Genomic DNA, 21,508 nt, shown 5'->3' on the forward strand with positions numbered 1-21,508 from the left:
GAGCCCACCCGGGCACTTCCCAGCGCCCACCCTGCCCTCGCAAACGCGCGCGCGTTTGCGAGGGCAGGGTGGGCGCTGGGAAGTGCCCGGGTGGGAGTTTCTGGCCGCGACTGGTTCCACCAGTCCTCACCACCACCGGAGCGGCGTATCGCGGGGGGTCGTCCAGTCCCTTCGGCCCTGCCGGGGAATTGGCCCTCGTCGACCGTCATGACACCACTGGGGCTTGACGTGACACCACAGTGGTGTCATTGTTGAACCATGGAACTTGGGCAGTACGTCAACGATCTCCAACGTCGGTTGGTCGAGGCCGCAGCGACAGGAGACGAGAACACTCGTGCCGCTGCTGAACGACTCGTCGACGGCATGGATGCGGCGACGCGTCTGGTGATGCTCGACGTGCTGTCGGCCGCGGTCGGTGACATCAACCGCGACCTTGCCCCCGGTTCGGTAGACATCAGGCTGCGTGGACGAGAGATCGAATTCGTCGTAGCTGCACCTGTCTCGGATTCGGAAGACGACGAACAAACCTCTCCCAGCATCGAACTCGACGACACAAGCACATCCCGCACCACTCTTCGGCTACCGGACGCGCTGAAATCGCGAGTGGACGAGGCCGCCGCGACTGACGGTATGTCGGTGAATACCTGGTTGGTGCGTGCCGTCGCCACCGCTCTTCAACCCAAACAGCGTCGTGCTGCTCAACGAACGGTTCGTACCGGCGACAACTTCGCAGGCTGGGCGCGCTGACCGTCCGAACCGCCACAACCTTTCATTGACTCTGCACCGAGCAGGGTTACACAACCATGCCCATACGGAGGTACCGCTATGCCCGAATTCGCTACCCCGACGCCGATCGACCTGGCCATCGATCTACAGGTCGGCAGCATCGAAGTCGTTGCGACAGAACGCACTGACACCGTCGTGACCGTCACACCCACCAATCCGTCCAAAGCTGTCGACCGCAAAGGGGCCGAGAACACAAAGGTCGAGTTCGACGGAGAACGGCTCACCGTCATCGGTCCGAAGGCGCGCATCAGCTTCTTCGGCCCGACGGAGTCCGTCGACGTGAAAGTCGAACTACCACAGGGATCTCGACTCACTGCGGAGGTTGCAGCAGGGAGCCTCCGCACCGTGGGTGATCTCGGTGCCGTGCGAGTCAAGAGTGCGATGGGAGCGGTGGAGGTGGATTCAGCAGAGGATCTGTGGATTCGAGCCGGGCACGGTAACGCGACAGTCGGTACCGCGCTGGGCAACATCGACATCACTGCCGACCACGGCCAGATTCGAGTCGGAACGGTCGTCGGCGCTGCGACGCTCAAGGCATCGCACGGCTCGATCATGGTGCGGCAATCCGGCACTGACCTCGACGCCAAGCTTTCGTACGGCGATCTCGATATCGAGAAGTCACCAGGCGCAGTGAGTGCTAAGACCGCATACGGCAGTATCAATCTCCACGAAGTATCTTGTGGTGCAATCCAAGTCGAGAGCGGATACGGGCAGATCACCGTCGGTGTGCTGCGGGGTGTGCCGGCATGGCTCGACCTGTCCTCGAAGGACGGGCACGTTCGCAACGAACTCGATCCCGAAGGCCCATCCGACGAGACGGAAGAGAGTGTCACGATTCGTGCTCGAACGCGATACGGCGACATTGCCGTCCGGCATGCGCAGCACAGCTGAGAGGCAAGGACCGGACATGAAGACGCCCGCAATCGAGGCCCGTGGTCTGCACAAGTCATATGGCGACAAACGGGTACTGGACGGTGTCGACCTCACCGTCGATGCCGGCACCGTCACCGCACTGCTCGGGTCCAACGGGGCAGGCAAGACCACGACCGTCCATATTCTGTCCACTCTCGTTCGGCCGGAGGGTGGTTCGGCAACAGTCGCAGGCTGCGACGTCGTCGCCGACCCCGGCGGCGTTCGTGCAGCAATCGGTCTCACCGGTCAGTTCTCGGCGGTCGACAACCTCCTGACCGGCGAGGAGAACCTGATGTTGATGGCCAGGCTGCGCCATCTCGGCTCGCGATCCAAGCGGCGGGTGGCTGAGTTGCTCGAACAGTTCGATCTCGTCGAGTCCGGTCGAAAGCCATTGTCCACGTACTCGGGTGGTATGCGACGCAGGCTCGACCTCGCGATGAGTCTCGTCGCCCCACCCCGCGTGATCTTTCTCGACGAGCCGACGACGGGTCTCGACCCACGAAGCCGACGCACCATGTGGGACATCGTCCGATCCCTCGTATCTGACGGCACCACAGTGCTGCTCACCACCCAATACCTCGACGAGGCAGACGAACTCGCAGATCGTGTCGCAGTACTCGACGGCGGCCGGATCGTCGCCGACGGTACCCCGGACGAGCTGAAGCGTCGTATACCTGGCGGCCACATCCGATTGTGCTTCGCCGATGTCGCCGCGCTCGACGAGGCAGCCCGCGCATTCGGCGATGCGGTGCTCGACACTGACGGACTTGCACTGTCGATACCCACCGATGGGAGCGTCCGAACGCTGCAGGCGGTGCTGGATCGACTGGGCTCCGCGGGCGTCGAGGCCGAGGACCTGAGTATCCATACCCCCGACCTCGATGACGTGTTCATGGCTCTGACCGGCCGGACCGACAGCAAGGATGCATCATGACCACAACGATCACCTATACGGTCGGCGACTCGATCACGATGCTCCGCCGAAATCTCCTGCACATCGTGCGGTATCCGGGTCTGACGATGTTCGTCATCGGAGCGCCCGTGGTGTTCCTGATGCTGTTCGTCTTCGTGTTCGGGGGAACGCTCGGCGCAGGGCTTCCCAGTGTGAATCCCGAAGGTGGACGCACAGCGTATCTGCCGTACGTGATGCCCGGCATCCTCGCCATGACGATCGCAGGCACAGCCGGTGGGACGGCGACCACCGTGGCAATGGACATGACCGAAGGCATCACCGCGCGGTTCCGAACGATGGCGATCTCGCGGGCTGCGGTTCTGGCCGGCCACGTGCTCGGCAATACGGTGCAGGCCGTTCTCGGAGTGGTGGTGGTCCTTGCAGTGGGAATCGCTGTGGGCTTTCGACCGAATGCAGGTTTGCTGCAATGGATCTCGGTCGGTCTGATGGTGGTGCTCATTGCGTTCGCAATCAGTTGGCTCGCGGTGGCGATGGGAATGGCGTCGAAATCGGTGGAAACCGCGAGCAACCTGCCAATGCTGTTGCTGCTGTTACCTTTTCTGGGAAGCGGGTTCGTGCCGACCGACACGATGCCGTCGGGACTGCGATGGTTCGCCGAGTACCAACCGTTCACTCCATTCGTCGAAACTCTGCGCGGACTCTTGACGGGGGAGCCGCTGGGTGCGAACCTGCCACTGGCACTTGGCTGGTGCGCGGGGATCACACTGGCGGGATACGTTTGGGCGATGGCGATCTACGAGAAGAAGTCGGTTCGCTGAGAATTACCGATCAGGTGTCGGTGCGATGGGGTGAGCCGGATACTCCCGAAGCACCAGTGAAGTACTCACCGGACCGAAGCGGCCGGGACGGGTGAACGAAACTCCGCAAGACCGGACATCGTGATTCGCCGTCGAGTTGCAACACTCGACTGATCTCGCGAGCATCGTACGCATTCGCAAACGCGCGCGCATTCGTCAGAGGCGCGCAGAATAGACACCGGTGGGGTGGCGAATCCGAACGCACCTGGCAAACGCGCGCGCATTTGCGAGGGGCCGGGGGGATCAGACCACCGGCGGATCAGAACACCGGCGGATCAGACCACCGGGCGGATCAGACCACCGCCGCGGGCCTGTTCGACGCGATCGACGGCGTCGGCGTACCCGCCGAACTCAGGCGAGCAAGGATCTCTACGGCTGAGCTGATTTCAGGCAGTGAACGGGTGAAGGGGATGCGCTGATGATCATCGAACGCATATCCCGTTCCGAACCGCAGCCCGGGTGCCAGCAGCAGGCCACGAGAGTGAGCTTCGGCGACGAGCGCACTGGATCGAATGCCGTCGGGCAGCGAACACCATAGGGACAGGCCACCATCTGGAACCCTGAAGTGCCAGTCCGGCAGGTGATCTCGCATCAGCGCCACGGTGTGATCACGTGTGGCTCTCGACAGGTCGGCGCGCACCCGGCGTACCTCGTCGTACTTGCCCATCAACTCGACCGCAGCCAGCTGATCGAGAATGGAGACCGACAGTTGGCGTCGAGCATAGGTTGCGGCGACGTGCGCCAGCCGACCTGCTTCGGCGCGGACCCAGCCGACTCGCAGTCCGCCCCACACCGTCTTGCTCGTCGACCCGATGGTCACTGTCGCGATGTCCGGAGTGGCCGCGCCGAAGGGTTCGAGGTCGGGTGAGCCGTCGAGGGACAGATCGGCTGCCACCTCGTCGACGATGGTCAAGACCGAGTGGCGATGCATCGTCGCGGACAGCTGCCGGCGAGTGTGCAGAGGCAGCCGCGCACCCGACGGATTGGAGAAATCGGGCATGAAGTAGGCCAGCGTCGGGGCGCTCTGCCGTGCGGCTCGGTCTGCGGCCGCGACGAAACCTTCGGTGTCGTCGGGGTCGACAGGCACCGGGATGCATCGACCACCGAGTGAGTGGGTGAGCTCGACGACACCGGGATACGTCGGGTGCTCGACCAGTACGCGAGCCCCCGGTTCGGTGAACGTCGCCAGCACTGCGTGGATGGCGTCGGTGGCACCGGCGGTGACGAGGATGTTCTCGGCGGTGGTCGGCACACCACGCCCTCGGTAATAGGCGGCGATCGCTTCGCGAAGTTCGAGAAGCCCGAGAGGGGCATAACCGCCCGCGTCGAATCGGCCCCGAACTCGCTCGGCTGCGATCGCGTAAGCGTCGGCCAGCAGAGGGGACGCCGACGGTGACGCGTTGACCAATTCCAGCGTGGCAGCGTCACGATCGCCGGCGAGAGATCCCCATGAGGGCAACGAACCCGTTGGGGAAACGTATGTGCCAGAGCCGCGTTGGGCGCTGATCCATCCGCTGTCGCGAAGATGTCGGTAGGCCGAAGCCACCGTCACCCGGCTGACGTCGAGGCTGATCGACAGTGCCCGTTCGGCGGGCAGTCGCGTCTGAGCTGCTACCTCACCGCTCTCGATCAACCTCCGCAACTCGTCGGCGATCCCGAGATAGAGCGGCCCATCGGACCGGTCACGCAGAGTCGACGGGTCGATACGAGCAGCGAGTTCCGAGGCCGAGATCGAGGTGGTATCCAACGAGTCCATGCAGGCCACTGTTGCACACTGGCCTGCACTATTCACGCTGAATGCAGTCCATTGTTGGGTCCATGATCGCAATTGGAGCTGTATTGGCCTTGTCTTTGGTGGGGGCGGGTTGGACCGTGGTCGCACTGCGCGAGGGCGGGAGAAGCGCGCCGACGGGTCCGCCGCGAAGCCGAGTGCACGCCGACTGAGACATCGCCGCGTTCGAGATAGGCATCGGCGAATTCGAGGCGCAATCGGCGGCGACGGAGGACAATGCAGTCCATGCCCATCGCCGCGTCCGCACGAGCCTCCGCGCGGGCTCCGCTGGCGGCCCCCGTCGAGTTCTCCACCCGAGATCTGCCGCCCGAAGAACGCATCGAGCGCTGGGAGGACCACAACGCGGATGTGCTGCTCGGGCTGCGTTGCCGCATGCTGGAGGTGAAGAAGCTCGATGCCACCGGAACGAATGTGCGGATAGGTTCCGTGGACCTGGCGCGGGTGGTCGGAACAGCGCACGTGGTGGAACGAGACGCGGAGTTGATTCGGCAGCAACCGTCGGACTCGGTCATGATGTATTTCAGCCTCGTCGGCGATGCCTTTTTCTACTCGCAGGACGGCATCCGAGCCGTCGGCCCGGGGCAGGGGCTGCTGCTCGACGCGGACACTCCGTTCATGCGGGGCTTCTCCCACGGCCTCGAGGAGTTGGTGATGAAGATGCCCCGCTCGCTGTTCGGGGACGTGTCGAACGCGGCATCTCTCGTGGGTCCCACAGTGTTCGACTTCTCCTCGACCGGCAACGTGTACGCAGCAGCGCTCGCTCGGCAAATCGGGGGAGCGATAGGTCGAGACGGAGCCCCGCCGGACGAGAGCGCCATCCTCGAACTGGTATCGGTGCTCACCACCGGTGCGCGCACCAACCTGAACGCCGCCCACCGCGCGGCAGCCCGATCGTTCATCGAACCCCGTCTGGCCGACGCGTCGCTGTCAGCAGCGCACATCGCACGCGGGGTCGGAATCAGTGCCCGGCACCTGTCGCGGGCGTTCGCCGACGATGGGGTCAGCGTGCCCCAGTACATCCTCGAACGCCGACTCGAGCAGGCACACGCAATGCTCACTCGACCACTGGGCGCATCGGCAACTGTTGCCGAGGTAGCACTGGCGTGTGGGTTTTCTTCTGCCAGATACTTTTCGAGCGCATTCGTGGCACGGTTCGGTCAGCGCGCATCCGATGTTCGACGCGACGCGGTGATCGGCCGATCAGCAGGGTGACAGTCATGGAATCGGCCATCGCTCATCATTTGCGCCGTACTCGGTGTCATCCATCGATCTCGACGGCTGTGGTGCAGCACACTCGGTAGGTGGGCCCGAGACGAGCGTCGGGCACGACGAAGGGCGATCCCATGCCAGCGTTCGACGATGGTCACAAGGCCACAGAGTTGCCCGATTCCTCGGTGGTGGAAACCGATGTTCTCATCGTCGGTTCGGGTCCGGCGGGTGGATCGGCGGCTCTACTGCTGTCCACTCTGGGAATCCCCAACATCATGATCACCAAGTACCGCTGGACGGCCAACACACCCCGCGCGCACATCACCAACCAGCGAACCATGGAGATATTCCGTGACCTCGGCATCGCCGAGCAGGTGTTGGCCGAGGCGACCCCACACGAACTCATCGGCGACACCGTTTTCTGCACGTCGATCGCAGGCGAGGAGATCGGCCGAATCCGAACGTGGGGAACCGGTGCCGACCGTGAGGCGGACTATCGCCTCGCATCGCCATGCTCGACGGTCGACATCCCGCAGACCTTCCTCGAACCGCTCCTGGTGAAGAACGCGACGATGCGGGGAACCCACGCGCAGTTCTCCACCGAATACCTCTCGCACGTGCAGGACGCCGACGGTGTCGATGTTTCGGTGGTCGATCGGCTCACCGGGCACCACTACACGATTCGCGCCAAGTATCTGGTCGGTGCGGACGGGGCACGGTCTGCAGTTGCCGCGGACATCGACTTGCCGTACCAAGGCGCGATGGACGTCGCCGGGTCGATGAACATCACGTTCAAGGCGGACATCGCCGAGTACGTCGGACATCGACCGTCGGTGCTGTACTGGGTGATTCAGCCCGGATCGAATGTCGGCGGCATCGGTGCCGGATTGGTGCGGATGGTGCGGCCGTGGAACGAATGGCTGGTGGTCTGGGGATTCGACATCGCAGAGCCACCGCCGGTGGTGGACGAGGCGGCCGCCGTCGAGATCGTTCGAAGCCTGCTCGGAATGCCCGAACTGCACGTGGAGATCACCGGAACATCGTTGTGGGGCAACAACGAAATGTACGCCACTGAACTGCAGAAAGGACGGGTGTTCTGTGTGGGCGATGCCATCCACCGACATCCGCCGAGCAACGGTTTGGGTTCCAATACCTCGATCCAGGATTCGTACAATCTGGCGTGGAAGCTCGCCTCGGTGCTGAACGGCCATGCAGGGGAGGCCCTGCTCGATACGTACAGCACCGAGAGGGCCCCGGTAGCGCAGCGCATCGTCGAGCGCGCCGGTCGCTCCAGCCGTGAATTCGCCGGCCTCTTCGATGCCCTCGGAGTCACCGACGCGAAGACAGAGGAGGAGATGATCGAACGGATAAACGAGCGTAAGGCGAACACCCCTGCAGGAGCCGCCAAACGTTCGGCGCTCGCTGCCGCGATGAAGACCAAGCACTACGAATTCAACGCGCATGGAGTCGAATTGGGGCAGTTCTACAGGTCCTCGGCCATCGTGTCGGACGGTGAGCTGCCCGAGCCCGAGCGAGATCGAGACCTGTACTACCAGGTCTCCACCCTGCCCGGATCTCACCTCCCCCACGCGTGGGTGGGCGACCACAGGCACAAGCGTGCGATGCTCGACCTTGCGCCCTACAACCGCTTCACGCTCGTCACCGGCGTGGCCGGATCGGACTGGGCATCGGCCGCGGACAAGGTCGGCCACGAACTGGGTGTGCCGATCGAGACCGTCGTCATCGGACCTGGACGCGAGGTGACCGATCTCTACTTCGACTGGGCGCGGCTACGCGAGGTAACCGAGAGCGGCGCGTTGCTGGTGCGACCGGACAAGCACATCTGTTGGCGTGCAGACGAACTGGTCTCCGGTGCCGAAGATGCTCTCCGCCGCGCCCTGACGGCGGTGCTGGCCCGATGACCGGCGAATTCGTCTACGAAGCCAATCCGATGCGGGTGCGATTCGGTGCGGGTTCGTTGTCGGCTCTGGCGGACGAGCTCGACCACTTCGGACTACGTCGGGTGTTGGTTCTGTGTTCCCCGAGCCAGCAGAACACGGCCGAGCGAGTGGCGGCGCTCCTCGGTGACCGGTGCGTCGGAACGCGATCCGATGCCGTGATGCACGTCCCCGCAGACCTGGCCGCCCGAGCCAGCGCGGAGGCCGTATCGCTCGGGGCCGACGGCTGCGTGACGGTCGGTGGTGGCTCGGCAATCGGCCTCGGCAAAGCCATCGCACTCGAGCATCACCTACCCGTGGTGGCCGTGCCCACCACGTACGCAGGCTCGGAGATGACGCCGGTATGGGGCATGACGCGCGATGGGCACAAGGAAACCGGTCGCGACACAGCAGTATTGCCGCGCAGCGTCATCTACGACCCCGACCTGACGACGGGCCTCCCGGTTGGACTGTCGGTCACCAGCGGCATCAACGCCATCGCACATGCGGTGGAAGCGCTGTACGCACCGGACATCAGCCCGATCATCGCACTGATGGCGGAGGACGGGGTGCGAGCACTCGCGTCGGCGCTCCCGGCGATCGTCCAGGATCCGTCCGATCCGCAGGGGCGCAGTGACGCCCTGCGCGGAGCCTGGCTATGCGGAGCGACGCTCGGTGCCACGACGATGTCCTTGCACCACAAGCTCTGTCATGCACTGGGCGGAACCCTGAATTTGCCGCACGCCCCGACTCATACGGTGGTGCTACCGCATGTTCTGGCCTTCAATCAGTCGCACACGCCGGAGGCGGTGGCTGCGCTGTCGCGGGCGCTCCCCGGCACCGCCGATCCGGCCCGGCGGCTGTGGGACCTGTGCCGCGCCCTCGACGCGCCCCGATCCCTGGCCGAACTGGGCATGCAGGAGAGCGAGATAGATCGGATCGCCGAGGAAGCGACGAACCGCTCCTATGGAAACCCCCGCCCCGTCACCCGCGAGGCGGTCACCGCAATTCTTCGAGCGGCATGGTCCGGCGATCGGCCGACCGAGAGCGAACAGTGAGCGAGAGTATGACCGACGAGATCGTCACCGACACCCAAACGGCCGTGGAAGAACAACTGGTGGACAACGTAGTTCGCTCGTTCGACGACTGCACCGACCCCAGGCTGAAGCAGTTGCTGACGTCACTGGTGCACCATCTGCACGGGTTCATCCGCGATGTGCGACTGACCGAAGCGGAGTGGAACGCCGCGATCGAATTTCTCACCGAGGTAGGTCACATCACCGACGACCGCCGTCAAGAGTTCATCCTGCTGTCCGACGTCCTCGGCGCGTCGATGCAGACCATCAATGTCGCCAACCCGGCCTGTGAGAATGCGACCGAAGCAACGGTGTTCGGTCCGTTCTTCGTCGACGACGCACCGCGCATCGACCTCGGCGGAGATGCGTCGGGAGGCGCATCAGGACAACCCTGTTGGGTGGAGGGAACCGTCCGTGACACCGGGGGCGATCCGGTTCCCGGGGCACGCATCGAGATATGGGAGGCCGATGAAGACGGGTTCTACGACGTCCAGTACGACGATGCGCGTGTCGGCGGTCGAGCACATCTCTACAGCGACGACGATGGACACTACCGATTCTGGGCGTTGACTCCGACGCCGTATCCGATTCCGCACGACGGGCCGGTCGGACGGATACTCACTGCGACCGGTCGATCACCGATGCGCGCCTCACATCTGCACTTCATGGTGACGGCAGAGGGGATGCGAACGTTGGTGACGCACATCTTCGTCAGCGGTGACGAACTGCTGGACAGCGACACCGTGTTCGGGGTCAAGGACTCGTTGATCAAGGAGTTCGTCGAACAGCCCGCAGGCACACCGACGCCGGACGGGCGAGACGTCGGAGACAAGTCCTGGGCCAGAACTGTTTTCGATATCGTGCTCGCACCGGCTGACGTCTGAGGCGTTCGCGGGCCTGACTGTTCACTATCGACGATGCTGCGCGGTTGTTCGCTGATCGAGTGCGATGGTGAACACTCAGGTCCGGCCGGCCGTGATGGAATCGATGAACGGCGTCAGCAGCAGCGACAGATCGTCGGCTGCTGCGGCGATGTCTTCCGGCGGCTCGGGGATATAGCTCAGGGCCAGTCGAACGATCGCCTTGCTGACAACGTCGGCCTGACGCGGGCTTGCGCCCACCCACCCGCGCTGAAATGTCTCGGCCAGACGCTCCCCGGCCCGCTCGATGAGCACCGCACTGTCGGTGGTGATCAGCCGCAGCAGATCCTCAGGAGCATCACCGCTGTGCAGCGACCGCACGAGTGGGTCCAGGCCACTCAACTCGAAGAACGACGAAAAGCCCTGTCGCAGAGCAGCCGGCGGATCGTTCTGGTGTTGGTACAGCGCTGTTTCGCACATCGCGACGAACAGGTCGGTCAGTCGGATGGCGTAGCCCTGAGCGACGCCGCGCCGCGATCCGAACTCGTTGTACAGGCTCTGTCTACTCAGGCCGGCAGCCTTCGCGATGTGGCTCATGGTGACGTTGCGCCAGTTGCGCTCGTGCAACAACTCGCGCAGAGCATCGAGCGCGGTATCGCGCGCAAGGGTGGACGCGGCTTCACGGTATCGACCGGGGGTCGACGTCTGTTCGGCTGCGGGCATGAACACGACTCTATCGAACGACCGCATGAGGCTGATCCAGCCAATCCTGTCCGAGTAGATCTCGATCGATATGGTCTCGGTTCGCGATGCGCGATCTGACCTGGCGGATGTCCTTGGGATAACCCACTCCGATTGCTCCGACGAGCGTGTTCTCGCGCACTGCGCAGGCGGTGAATCGGCGCTCCTCGATGGAACCGCGCACCACGACGAACTCGTCGCTTGCGCTCGTCCACCCCGCGAACTGCAGGTTGATCCCGTGCTGAGTGGACCACCCCCACGGCACATCGAGCGGGCCGACGTCGAGACCGAGAATGGAGCGCGCGGCCCGGGTGGCCTGATCGATGGCTCCGTTCCAGTGCTCGCTCCGGTAGGTCCCGCCGAGGACCGTGTTCGGAACCTCGGCCACGTCACCCGCGGCATAGATGCCTGCCGCCGAGGTCTGCATCGAGGCATCGACCAGGATCCCGGAGCGGGTGTCGAGCCCGAGGTCTGCGGCGAGTTCGGTATTGGGTACCGAACCGGCCGACACCAGCACCGTGCCCGCGCACCAGGCGCGCCCGTCCCGCGCGGTGGCCCGCAGAGTGCCGTCCGTCTGCTTCTCGATCTCGGTCACGGCGACATCGGTGTGTATCTCGATGCCGTTGTCTGCGTGTAGTTCTCGATACATCCGTGACACCGATTGCGGTGCGATCCGGTTCAGTGGAGCCGAGGCTGCCTCCACGACCGTCACCTCGGCTCCGAGTGCTCGGGCCGCTGCTGCTGCCTCGCATCCGATCAGACCTCCACCGATCACCAGGAGTGATCCGGTCCGGAGGATGTCGGCGTGCAGCGGTGCGACATCGGTGGCGCTGCGGAGGGTGAACGCGTGGCCCGAACCCGGCAGGTCCAGCTGCCGAGCCCGAGAACCCGTTGCCAGCAGCAGGGTGTCGAAGGGGACCGAGTCGCCGTCGTCGAGCTGCACGGCCGAGTCGGTGATGGCGGTCGCTGTGACCCCTGCGCGGACCAGAACATCGTCGATTTCCGGGCCGAGCACCACTTGATCGATCGACTTGGTGCCCAGCAACAGCTCCTTGGATACCGCCGGACGACGGTAGGTGGCCCCGCGCTCGTTGCCGATCAGCGTGATGTCGCCAGTGAAGCCCTCGGCTCGCAGTACTTTGGCGGCGGTGTACCCGGTGGCACCGGTGCCGAGGATGACGACGTTGCCGGGTTGGCGAGCATTCACCCGCGTGCTACCTCGACCATCTCGAAGTCTGCTTTCGCGGCACCGCAGTCGGGGCACGACCAGTCGTCGGGAATATCGTCCCACTTCGTGCCGGGCTCGATGCCGTCCTCGGGCCAACCCAGTTCCTCGTCGTACTCGAATCCGCATTGCACGCAACGGTATAGCTTCATTTCTTGCTCCTGAAGTCGATTTTTTCGCGGACACCACAGTCCGGACACGGCCAGTCGTCGGGAACCTCGGACCACGGCGTCCCGGCCGGAAAACCCTCACGGGGAGCGCCATGGGCTTCGTCGTAGACGAACTCGCACACCGGGCACTCGAAGGCGGCCATCACTTCGCTCCGTATGCGGCGAGGATCTTCTCCCGCTTCGACGGCGCGATGTTGACGCGGGTGATGTCTCCGTCGTAGTGATCGAGGACGCGGTGGTCCATCACCCTGCGCCACACCGGCGGGAAGTAGGCGAGCGAGATCATGCTCGCGTAGCCGCTCGGCAGGTTGGGGGCGCCGTCCATGCTGCGAAGCGTCTGATAGCGGCGGGTGGGGTTGGCGTGGTGATCACTGTGTCGCTGAAGGTGATACAGGAAGATGTTGGTCACGATGTGATCGGAGTTCCAGCTGTGCTCGGGAGTGCACCGCTCGTAGCGGCCGTTGTCCTTCTTCTGACGCTGCAGCCCGTAGTGCTCGAGGTAGTTGACCGTCTCCAGCAATGAGAAACCGTAGATAGCCTGAATGACCAAGAACGGCAGCACGATCGGACCGAACACTGCGACGAGTACGGCGTAGAGGACGACGGACATCAGCCATGCGTTGAGCACATCGTTGTGAATGCTCCACGTGCTCTTGCCGAGCCGCTGCATGCGAGTCTTTTCGAGTTCCCAGGACGATCGCAGGCTGCCCCATACGCTGCGGGGGAGGAAGGCCCAGAAGCTCTCACCGAACTTCGAGCTCGCCGGGTCCTCGGGGGTGGCGACGCGAACGTGGTGGCCGCGATTGTGCTCGATGTAGAAGTGTCCGTAGAACGTTTGTGCCAGAGTGATTTTGGACAGCCAGCGTTCGAGCTCGTCTTTCTTGTGGCCGAGTTCGTGGGCGGTGTTGATGCCCACGCCGCCCATGACGCCGATGCTGATGGCCAGGCCGATCTTCGAGATCAGTCCGAGCCCACCATCGATGCCGAGCCACGAGAGGTTGTCGGCCGACCAGAGGTAGCAGGCGAACACCAGGCTCGCCAGCTGGAACGGAATGTAGGCGTACGTGCAGTAGCGGTAGTACTTGTCTTCTTCGAGTGCCTTCATCACCTCGTCGGGCGGGTTGTCGCCGTCGGGACCGAAGAACCTGTCGAGTATCGGGAGCAATCCGTAGACGAGCAGTGCGCCGATCCACCACCAGACCGGGGCAACTGCGTTCCAGCCGATCTGGTTGAAGGCCCACACCAGGCCGGTTGCCATGAACACCGCGGTGGGCGGAATCAAGCCCATCAGCCACAGATATCGCTTTCGGTCGCGCCACTGCTCTACCGGTGCCTGTGCCTGGCCGTCGAGATTCGATGTGGTCATCGTCGCTCCTCGTGTAAGTCCGATCACTATGAAATAGACAATACACGGAATTTGTCATCATGTTGGACAAATTTGCAAATTTGTCCAAACGAGACCGTCATGATCGTTCCCTCAGCGTCACCGCTCGGACAGATGCAGCTACTAGCCTTCCGAGGCGTTGTTTCCGATCACGAACGGCAACGACGGTCGCGGTTCCATCCGTATCCCGTGGGGGGTACTTCAGAACAGGAGTAGTCATGGACGCATTCATCGCCAAGATCATTGCCGAGGTCATCATCCAGTTGATCAGCAGCGGAAGCGCCGACAGCGGTGCCACTGCAGTGAGCGCCATCCTCGGGTCCTGATCCACCGCGGTCTGCGTCGACACCATCGGCGCAGACCGCGTCGGATTGCAACAACGGGCCGGACCACACGGTGCACTCGCCTGAGGGCAAACCCACCGTCGACAACAGAGTCCGGCCGCCACAGATCCCCGATTCGGTTCGTTTCCCGGCAGCTCTCGATCCGCGCCGAGGGGCCATAGGGCAGAATCTCGGCGTGCGCAGAACTCGACTGTGGATCGCCGGGGCGCTGGGACTGGCGCTGACCGCTGCGCTCGTGGCAGGGCCGCTGAAGAAGCCGGCCCTCACCGTCCACAATGCGCGGTGTTTCGGATGGTGTGTCAACAACACTGGCCCGCGATTGGTGGCGCTGGGGGACTCGATGGCCCAGGGCAATTCGCGCGTGGACTGGGGGATTCACGGAAACACCGCGTGGTACTCCTACCTCGTGTGCGGTGACGGTGCACCCGCGTCCGACGGTGCCAACCTCGGAATCAACGGCGCGACGACGACCGAGATCCTTGCCCGCGTCGACGAAGCGTTGGCGGCGAGGCCGGACGTCCTCGTCATCAACGGCGGAACCAACGATCTGGCGCGGTCGGTGCCGCTCGACCGGATCGTCGCCAACCTGCGCACCATCGTCGAACGGGCACACGGCGTCGACACCGTCGTCATTGCCACGGTGCCGTCGTCACGCAGGGTCGGTGCCGACGACCTGAACGACGAAATCCGAGCACTCGCTGCAGAGCGCGGACTGCCGGTAGCAGAATTCGCACCGCTGCTCGGCAGGCCCGGAGCCACCTTCGACGGCGTGCACCCCACAGCAACGACTGCTGCCGAAATGGCTGCCGAGGTGGCGGCAGCGATGGGCGTACCGACTCCGTAGTCCATCGCCGCGCCGATTCCGGGACGACCTGTTAGATTCGCCCGATATGCACCGAATGTCGGGGAGGTATTCGGTGGAATTCAGGGAGACAGAAGCACATGACCACATGTCGTCAAGACGCGTGCCTCGATGTGTCGTCGACGATGACTGTTCAGGAACTCGCCCGAACGGTTGTCGATACCGCCGACGGCAATTTCGGTCGATGGGGCATCGAGTATCTGGGGCCCGATGGCACCCGCCTCTGGTTCGGGGTGCACCGTCGCAGGTTGGGGAGAAAGCGCGAGACGGTGATGCGATTCATTGTCACGGTCGACGCTGATTCTGCTGTCGCGCAAGCACGTTCGCAGATCGAACAGTTCGTCCGCGATCCCGCCTCGGGGTCGATCGTGCCTATCGGTCCGCGACAGCTGCGCGGGTGTGCGGCCTACCGTCTTTATCTGAGCGCACTGCGGGCGGCTGTACTGGAAGCAGATCCGGCCGCGCAGGTGACGATGAAGATCGACTGAAGAACCTCGGTGTTCACGATCGCAACCGGTTCGCGGTATTGCGCCGATCGGATTCGATAGTGAACAACCAGGTCCGCCGAGCCTGTGGATAACGGCGAACTATCCACAGGTTTCGAGAATGGCACTGGCGCAGCAGTTGTCGGTCGTTCACCGTATGTGCGTGGGGGTAACTACAGCGGTCGACCTGATGGCTCGGGGGATGAGCCGCAGCACCATCACTCGTCGAACTGCATCCGGGCACCTGATTCGAGTACTGCCCGGGATCTATGCGACCGAGAAGCCGGACTATCTGGACTTGTGCACAGCGGTGACGCTGTGGAAGCCGAACGCAGTTCTCAGCCATCTGACCGCGGCATGGATATGGGGATTGCTCGCGGTCGAACCGGCTCGCGTCGCTGCGACGGTGACGCCGTCGACCCAGCGCAGTGCCCCGGACTGGGTGAAGATCCATCGACGACGCCTCCCCGCGTCGGATATGTGCCAGGGGCTTGCGGTGGTGACGTTGGCCCAGGTGTTCGTCGACGTCGCGGCGACGCTGACGGGTGAGGAACTGGAGCAGTTCTTCGATACGGCCATCGCCCGGCCCGAGTTGCGGCGTCGCATCGCGTCGAGCTGTGAGAAGTCCCGCGGGATGGCCGGCATGAAAGCAGTGCGCAGGCAACTGCGTCTGTGCTGCCTCGGGACTCGATCCGAACCCGAGCGAGTGGTGGCGAGGGCGATGTCTGCCAGGAACTTCTTCATGGAGATCAACGCGCGAGTGGGGCCCTACTTCGGAGATTTCGTGGACTATCGAGCGCGGGTGATCGTGGAGATAGACGGACGAGAGTTCCACATCTCCGGTCAGGCTTTCGACAACGATCGCCGACGCCAGAACAGGCTGGTCTTGGCGGGGTGGTTGGTGCTGCGCTACTCCGCAGTCCAGGCGATGGGTGATACGCGACGCGTGGTCGAGGAGATCATCGAGGTCGTCAGGCGTCGTCGACGTTCGATCGATGCAATCGGCCGGGCGCTGCCGCGGACGTGAGTGTTCACGATCGCGTCCGGGCCGCGGTATTGCGCCGATCGGATTCGATAATGAACAACCAGATGCGGCACTCGCACATATGTTCGACTCGAGGTAAGGTTGCGGTCGGCGGAGCCGGGAGGGAAGCCTGGCTCCGCCGTTCGATCCCTGTACGGCCCAGGAAGTGGAACCGGTGATCCGATGGACGACGTGCTGCGCAGAGTCGAAGAACTCGAGACCTTGATCGTAGAACTCGAAGAGCTCGATCGCCGACGCGTCGAATTGGGGGATCGGCTCGTCGATCTCGAACATTTCTTCCGGCGATCCGGATGCCCCGAACTGTCCCAGCAAGCTCTCGACGCGTTCGTGGTGACGTACGCCGGCCGAGTGCTGGAGCTCGCGGACGGCATGCGTTCGTAGCTGCCTCCAGCAGTTTGCCACTTTTCGGACCAGGCGGTTTTGCGTGTGGTTCACTGGTTCTTCCGAGTCGAGACACTAGGAAAGCTGCTCGAAACAGTGAACGGTCTTCGCCAGTGGTGGGCACTTCCAGTCGACTACGGATGGAACGTTGCGTACGCGCGATACCAGCGAGCCCTCGACATCACCAGAGTTCTCATCGGAGTCTGCTGCTGGCTGTACGGAATCGCCGCGGCGATCGCTCTGACGATTCCGGGTATCGGAGACAGCAACCTCGGACGCTGGACACTGTGGTTCACACTGGGTACGACAGTGCCGGTGGGTGTGGCCTGGTTCATCGGCGGTTGGCCGAGCTGGCGCATGTCGCTTGCCTTCGTGGTGTACGCCGACGTAGCGCTCGCCGCGGTAGTGCTCACTGTCGACAGCCCGTCCGCAGTTCTGCCCATGGCTGCCCTGTTCACCGTCGTAGGCAGCTACGTCGTGGGATTTCATGGCCCCAAACTCGTCACCGCACACCATGTGTTCGCGCTGGTCACCACGATTGCGCTGTACGTCTCGGCTATGGTGAGCGATCCCGCGCAGGGTCCACGGACCAACCTCTACCTCGTGATGCTGATCCTGGTGATGCTCGCGGCTCCGCTGATCTGTCATTTCTTTCTCATGCTGCTTCGTCGTGACGCCACCGGTGCCTTCTACGATCCCCTCACCGGAATGCGAAATCGCCGGGGATTCGACGCGGCCATCGGTGCCCTCGAGTCCCGGCCGGGCTCCGAGCTGGCGGTGGTCGCTGTGGTGATCGACATCGACAACTTCAAATCGGTGAACGACAGGTACGGCCATGAGCACGGAGACGCGGCCATTCGTCTGACGGCGAGCCGCATTCTCGAAGTCTTTCCGGCACCGGCGATCTCCGTTCGTCTCGGTGGCGAGGAGTTCGCGGTGATCTGCGCTGATGGCCTCGAAACGGTGATGCGACGATCCGAACTGCTGCGCACTCGCCTGTGCGCCAGATCCGACACGGCACCACTGACCGCGTCCTTGGGTGTGGCCGAGGCGGTTGTGGTGACACGCGAGATCCATACCGGCGTCGACGAGGTGCTGGCCTACGCCGACCAGGCGATGTATCAGGCGAAAGGGCTCGGCGGCGATCGCGTCGCACACTACGTGGACGATTCGCGGTCCGGCCGGGACGGCGACACACAACAGTAACGGCGTCGATCGGTTCCGAATCGGAACCGATCGACGCCGTCGTGGGATCGGAACGTACTTCTAGCTCGCCATCTTGGAGGCGATGGCTGCCTGGGTTCCGACGTCGAAGAACGGGTTGGTCAGATGCACGTCGAGGGTGTTGCCCGAGCCTGCGATGATCGCGTTGAGCACCGAGGTGAACGCGCCACAATTCTGGAACGGCGGAATCGTGTAGCTGCCCTTGACGTGTGAATCGGTCTGGTTGTTCTGGATCAGATCGATTGCGTCGAGCGAACCGGTGAGGTTGGCCGTGGTCTCGGCGGTGACGCAATTGGCACCCGAGGGAATCAGATCGAGCGACGCGGAACCAGCCGATCCGGTATCGATGCCCAGCGGCTTCACCGAGTCGATTCGGATCTTGAAGCTCTGCTGTACGTCGAGATCCAGCGTGGGAGCCTCGGCGGGTCCCCCTTGGACGAGGGTGCCGCTCACGGGCGATGCGTCGATGATCGAGATGGTGAACTTCGCCAGCGTTGCGGGTCCGAGCTTGAGATTTGCCGATGCCTGCGGCAAATCGAGTGATCCGGTTACCGTTCCGCCGACCAGGTTGACATCGGTGACCAAGTCTGTGGTGGGGAACACCACGGGCTGGCCGGTCTTGGCGATGACCGTCGTCGTATCTGCCTGGAACGTGATGGGGAGCGTGTCGGCAGCGTTGGCGGGGGCGGCCACCACTGTTGCCAGTGCAACAGACGATGCCAGTGCCGCCATGGTGACGACACTCTTGTTGCGGATTTTCACAGGTTCTCCTTCGATGAAATGTGACTGCGAGCGGAGGGTGTCAGGACAGGGTGAATGCGGGATCGGGCTGAACCGACAGGCTGTTGATCGTGCAATTGCCGGACATCGGCTGGTTGGTGGCCGTCAGCGTGTTGGTCATGTTGTCGAACGATCCGGCGAGGGTGGCAGGCCCGCATTTGTATCCGACGAGGGAGAAGCCCACATTGGAGACCTCGCCGGTGGTGGCGCTGGTCGGGGTGAGGGTCCACGGCAGATTCTGGAGCACCGGCAGGTTGCACAGGCGGTTCGATCCGCTGATCTGGGCGTCGGTGATCGTCGCCGAGGAGCCGTCGGGACTGGTGGATCCGACCAGATTGATCGAGCAGGAGACGGGCACTCCGAACGATGCCGGTGTGCTCACGACAATCGTGCCGGGTGCCGTGAATGCGGTGTCGGCCGGTGAGATCGTGGCGGCACCGGCGTTGGCGGCACCGATCGTCGCTCCCGCGATGGCAAGGGCGGCTACTGCGCTGGCGATGGTGCGAGAGCGGGTCGAGGGGTTGGGCTTCATCGATCGATCCTCCAAGTCCAGGACGACTCCGGATCCCTTCGGCGGCATCCGGCGGCACCGGTGTCCGGCAACCGAGGAGGACGTTAGGTCCACGAAACAGGTGTCGGAAATGGTTCATTTGATCTCTGTGAGAAGTCACAAGCCGGTCGGTATGTTTGTTGTATGCAGTGGTAACGGAATTGGGCGGCGACTCCGAAAGCCCTGAGTATCACCGGCATTCGCCCCGTTTTTCCCGGTCGTTGGATATGCCGCACCGAGCTCGCCGTGCAGCGCTGCGTTATCGAAGCGATATCGAACGTTACCCAAACGAGATAGTTGGGATCGTCTGGGCGACACCTCCGTCGTCGAGCATCGTGTGAAAGCAGGAGCTGAAAACAGGTTTGAATACCGAACTGCACCCGTATGACGGAGTGGGCTCTTACATGACAGACTCGAAGGGTGACGTTTGCACTGTCAGAAGCAGGATCCACAGTCGACACGGACACGGGAGAATTGACGGTGCATCCGCATTTCGCCCCGGTCTGCCGACTGGACAACGGTGCGCTCGCCGCGATCGAGGTTCAATTACGCGGGCCCGCTGACGGTCCGCTTGCCAGCGCCGAGGCGCTCAAGCGTGCCGCCAGAGCAATGGACGCCAAACGGGAACTCGACGTTCTCGCCTGGGGAGTGGCTCGGATCAACACCTCGTTCTCGTTGCCGATGCTCGTTTCCATGGATGTGGAATCACTCGCCGCCATAGACGAGGTGACCGAAGAACAGTTGCGCCGCGACATCGTCGTGGTCACCGAAGCGGCACTGGTGGACAGTCCGGCTCGCACGCTCGCCGCAATCGAGAAAGCGCGGCTCGAAGGCAAAGTGATCGCGGTCGACGAGGTGGGCCGCCGGCCGCAATCGTTGACCCTGTTACCGCTCATCGAACCGGACGTGATCATTTTCGCCGCATCGATGGTGGCCGCTCGTCCGGACCTGACGACTGCGCGGACCTCCCATGCCGTTTCGGCTCAGGTGGAACGAACGGGCGCTGTGGTCGTGGCAAGCGGAGTCGACACTCCGTTGCATCGCATCCGGGCCTTGAGTCTCGGGGCAACGTACGGGGTGGGCGAGCTGTACCCCGCCTCGCCCTCGGCCGACGAGCTGCCGACCGACGCTGCCGAGGCGATGCCTCCGTTCCCCACCTGGAGCACCCCGTCCGTTTCTGCCGAATCGCCCTGTGCGATCGCGTTCGGCGGTAGGACGCCCATACGCAGCACCAAGCGACTGCTGGTTGCGATGAGCACGTCACTCGAGATGCAGGCGGCCGCATCGGGTCCGGAAACGTTGATACTCGGTACTTTTCAGAGGTCGGAACATTTCACCGAGACCACTCGCGCCCGCTGGGTGTCGACGGCCGACCAGATATCGTATGCAGGCGTCTACGGCGTGGGGATGGGATACGTACAGGACGGGGGCGTAGTGCATGCGCCCCTCGATCCGACGGATCCACTCGTCGAGGAGTGGAACGTGGTGGTTCTCGGACCGCATTTCTGCGGAGTGCTCGCCGCCATCGATCTGCACCGTGGTGAAGTGGACGCAGAGCGCGAGTTCGACTACGTGATGTCCTACGACCGAGCGACCGTAGTACGTTGTGCGCGTGCGATCCTGGCTCGGTTCTGACGAGCGCGAGGCAGCGGAATGATCGTGATGTTTCGGGCAGACAACGAAGGGCATACCGCACCAAGGTGATGCCGCAGTCCGGACTGCCCCATTGCTCAGGCCCCGCACGTTGAAACCACAGCGTGCGGGGCCGTTGTCTCTAACGGATGTTGCCCACCGAGGCCTGATCCACGAAGTCCTGAGCGACATCCCTCAGCTTGCGGTTGCTGTGCTGTGACACCTCGACGAGTCGAGCGAACGCAGCGTCGGCGTCGGCGTCGAATCGCCATCAGCATCCCTTTTGCCTGTTCTATCGGCGCTCGCTGGCTCAGCACCGATACAACATCGTCCGAAGTCTCGG

At 63.5% G+C, this 21,508-nt stretch carries 23 protein-coding genes and 1 pseudogene; 15 read left to right on the plus strand and 9 right to left on the minus strand.

Features of this window, described 5'->3' with window-relative positions:
* Window positions 1-258: 258 nt before the first annotated feature.
* The 4 genes from J1M87_RS22485 (at window position 259) to J1M87_RS22500 (ending at window position 3,429) form a co-directional block, all read left to right on the plus strand.
* The gene (locus J1M87_RS22485; protein ID WP_206492029.1) at window positions 259-747 is read left to right on the plus strand and encodes a histidine kinase; all 489 of its coding nucleotides are present in this window, start codon (window positions 259-261) and stop codon (window positions 745-747) included.
* Window positions 748-825: 78 nt separating this feature from the next.
* Window positions 826-1,677 (plus strand): DUF4097 family beta strand repeat-containing protein, encoded by an 852-nt coding sequence (locus J1M87_RS22490; protein WP_206492030.1) that lies wholly within the window; start codon window positions 826-828, stop codon window positions 1,675-1,677.
* A 16-nt stretch (window positions 1,678-1,693) separates the two neighbouring features.
* Window positions 1,694-2,632 (plus strand): ATP-binding cassette domain-containing protein, encoded by a 939-nt coding sequence (locus J1M87_RS22495; RefSeq protein WP_206492031.1) that lies wholly within the window; start codon window positions 1,694-1,696, stop codon window positions 2,630-2,632.
* The gene (locus J1M87_RS22500) at window positions 2,629-3,429 is read left to right on the plus strand and encodes an ABC transporter permease (protein WP_206492032.1); all 801 of its coding nucleotides are present in this window, start codon (window positions 2,629-2,631) and stop codon (window positions 3,427-3,429) included. The genes J1M87_RS22495 and J1M87_RS22500 overlap by 4 nt, the downstream gene beginning before the upstream one ends.
* 331 nt (window positions 3,430-3,760) lie before the next feature.
* Here J1M87_RS22500 and J1M87_RS22505 read toward each other — a convergent pair whose 3' ends face one another.
* Window positions 3,761-5,224, minus strand: a complete 1,464-nt coding sequence (locus tag J1M87_RS22505) for a PLP-dependent aminotransferase family protein (protein WP_206492033.1) — start codon at window positions 5,222-5,224, stop codon at window positions 3,761-3,763.
* A 62-nt stretch (window positions 5,225-5,286) separates the two neighbouring features.
* Here J1M87_RS22505 and J1M87_RS29105 point away from each other — a divergent pair, with 62 nt between their 5' ends.
* The 5 genes from J1M87_RS29105 (at window position 5,287) to J1M87_RS22525 (ending at window position 10,366) form a co-directional block, all read left to right on the plus strand.
* Window positions 5,287-5,412: a hypothetical protein gene (locus J1M87_RS29105; protein WP_274611052.1), complete on the plus strand. Its 126-nt coding sequence runs from the start codon at window positions 5,287-5,289 to the stop codon at window positions 5,410-5,412.
* Between the two features lie 73 nt (window positions 5,413-5,485).
* On the plus strand, window positions 5,486-6,472 hold the full coding sequence (locus tag J1M87_RS22510; RefSeq protein WP_206492034.1) for a helix-turn-helix domain-containing protein: 987 nt from the start codon (window positions 5,486-5,488) through the stop codon (window positions 6,470-6,472).
* A gap of 131 nt (window positions 6,473-6,603) precedes the next feature.
* Complete coding sequence (locus tag J1M87_RS22515; RefSeq protein WP_206492035.1) at window positions 6,604-8,391, plus strand: FAD-dependent monooxygenase; 1,788 nt, start codon at window positions 6,604-6,606, stop codon at window positions 8,389-8,391.
* Complete coding sequence (locus J1M87_RS22520; RefSeq protein WP_206492036.1) at window positions 8,388-9,464, plus strand: maleylacetate reductase; 1,077 nt, start codon at window positions 8,388-8,390, stop codon at window positions 9,462-9,464. Before J1M87_RS22515 ends, J1M87_RS22520 begins: the two co-directional genes overlap by 4 nt.
* An 8-nt stretch (window positions 9,465-9,472) precedes the next feature.
* Complete coding sequence (locus J1M87_RS22525) at window positions 9,473-10,366, plus strand: dioxygenase (RefSeq protein WP_206492037.1); 894 nt, start codon at window positions 9,473-9,475, stop codon at window positions 10,364-10,366.
* Window positions 10,367-10,441: 75 nt separating this feature from the next.
* On the opposite strand, the gene J1M87_RS22530 is transcribed toward J1M87_RS22525, so the two are convergent.
* Genes J1M87_RS22530 through J1M87_RS22550 form a run of 5 tightly spaced genes read right to left on the minus strand, consistent with a single transcriptional unit; the run spans window position 10,442 to window position 13,844 of the window.
* Window positions 10,442-11,065, minus strand: a complete 624-nt coding sequence (locus J1M87_RS22530) for a TetR/AcrR family transcriptional regulator (RefSeq protein WP_206492038.1) — start codon at window positions 11,063-11,065, stop codon at window positions 10,442-10,444.
* Between the two features lie 10 nt (window positions 11,066-11,075).
* Window positions 11,076-12,290, minus strand: coding sequence for an NAD(P)/FAD-dependent oxidoreductase (locus tag J1M87_RS22535; protein WP_206492039.1), 1,215 nt, complete (start codon window positions 12,288-12,290; stop codon window positions 11,076-11,078).
* Complete coding sequence (locus tag J1M87_RS22540) at window positions 12,287-12,460, minus strand: rubredoxin (protein ID WP_206492040.1); 174 nt, start codon at window positions 12,458-12,460, stop codon at window positions 12,287-12,289. The genes J1M87_RS22535 and J1M87_RS22540 overlap by 4 nt, the downstream gene beginning before the upstream one ends.
* Window positions 12,457-12,621 (minus strand): rubredoxin, encoded by a 165-nt coding sequence (locus J1M87_RS22545; RefSeq protein ID WP_206492041.1) that lies wholly within the window; start codon window positions 12,619-12,621, stop codon window positions 12,457-12,459. The genes J1M87_RS22540 and J1M87_RS22545 overlap by 4 nt, the downstream gene beginning before the upstream one ends.
* Window positions 12,621-13,844 (minus strand): alkane 1-monooxygenase, encoded by a 1,224-nt coding sequence (locus J1M87_RS22550; RefSeq protein WP_206492042.1) that lies wholly within the window; start codon window positions 13,842-13,844, stop codon window positions 12,621-12,623. Before J1M87_RS22550 ends, J1M87_RS22545 begins: the two co-directional genes overlap by 1 nt.
* A 414-nt stretch (window positions 13,845-14,258) precedes the next feature.
* Here J1M87_RS22550 and J1M87_RS22555 point away from each other — a divergent pair, with 414 nt between their 5' ends.
* The 5 genes from J1M87_RS22555 to J1M87_RS29330 all read left to right on the plus strand — a co-directional run bounded on the left by J1M87_RS22555 (window position 14,259) and on the right by J1M87_RS29330 (window position 18,185).
* Entirely contained in the window at window positions 14,259-15,050 is a 792-nt protein-coding gene (locus J1M87_RS22555) for a GDSL-type esterase/lipase family protein (RefSeq protein WP_307830906.1), read from the plus strand.
* 143 nt (window positions 15,051-15,193) lie between these two features.
* The gene (locus J1M87_RS22560; RefSeq protein WP_206492043.1) at window positions 15,194-15,556 is read left to right on the plus strand and encodes a hypothetical protein; all 363 of its coding nucleotides are present in this window, start codon (window positions 15,194-15,196) and stop codon (window positions 15,554-15,556) included.
* 154 nt (window positions 15,557-15,710) lie between these two features.
* Complete coding sequence (locus J1M87_RS22565) at window positions 15,711-16,580, plus strand: DUF559 domain-containing protein (RefSeq protein ID WP_241257386.1); 870 nt, start codon at window positions 15,711-15,713, stop codon at window positions 16,578-16,580.
* Between the two features lie 180 nt (window positions 16,581-16,760).
* Window positions 16,761-16,979, plus strand: coding sequence for a hypothetical protein (locus J1M87_RS22570; RefSeq protein WP_206492045.1), 219 nt, complete (start codon window positions 16,761-16,763; stop codon window positions 16,977-16,979).
* Window positions 16,980-17,075: 96 nt separating this feature from the next.
* The gene (locus tag J1M87_RS29330; RefSeq protein ID WP_206492046.1) at window positions 17,076-18,185 is read left to right on the plus strand and encodes a GGDEF domain-containing protein; all 1,110 of its coding nucleotides are present in this window, start codon (window positions 17,076-17,078) and stop codon (window positions 18,183-18,185) included.
* A gap of 60 nt (window positions 18,186-18,245) precedes the next feature.
* Here J1M87_RS29330 and J1M87_RS22580 read toward each other — a convergent pair whose 3' ends face one another.
* Both J1M87_RS22580 and praA read right to left on the minus strand, forming a co-directional pair.
* Window positions 18,246-18,965, minus strand: a complete 720-nt coding sequence (locus J1M87_RS22580) for a hypothetical protein (RefSeq protein ID WP_206492047.1) — start codon at window positions 18,963-18,965, stop codon at window positions 18,246-18,248.
* Window positions 18,966-19,005: 40 nt separating this feature from the next.
* Window positions 19,006-19,515, minus strand: a complete 510-nt coding sequence (praA, locus tag J1M87_RS22585; RefSeq protein WP_206492048.1) for an alkane oxidation protein activator PraA — start codon at window positions 19,513-19,515, stop codon at window positions 19,006-19,008.
* 438 nt (window positions 19,516-19,953) lie between these two features.
* Here praA and J1M87_RS22590 point away from each other — a divergent pair, with 438 nt between their 5' ends.
* Window positions 19,954-21,168: a DICT sensory domain-containing protein gene (locus tag J1M87_RS22590; RefSeq protein ID WP_206492049.1), complete on the plus strand. Its 1,215-nt coding sequence runs from the start codon at window positions 19,954-19,956 to the stop codon at window positions 21,166-21,168.
* A gap of 139 nt (window positions 21,169-21,307) precedes the next feature.
* Here the strand turns inward: J1M87_RS22590 and J1M87_RS28825 are convergent.
* Window positions 21,308-21,418 (minus strand): annotated as a pseudogene (locus J1M87_RS28825) (ANTAR domain-containing protein); the annotation flags it as partial.
* Window positions 21,419-21,508 lie beyond the last annotated feature (90 nt).

Origin of the sequence: Rhodococcus sp. KRD162, from assembly GCF_017168335.1 — a bacterium.
Taxonomy (GTDB): Bacteria; Actinomycetota; Actinomycetes; order Mycobacteriales; family Mycobacteriaceae; genus Rhodococcoides.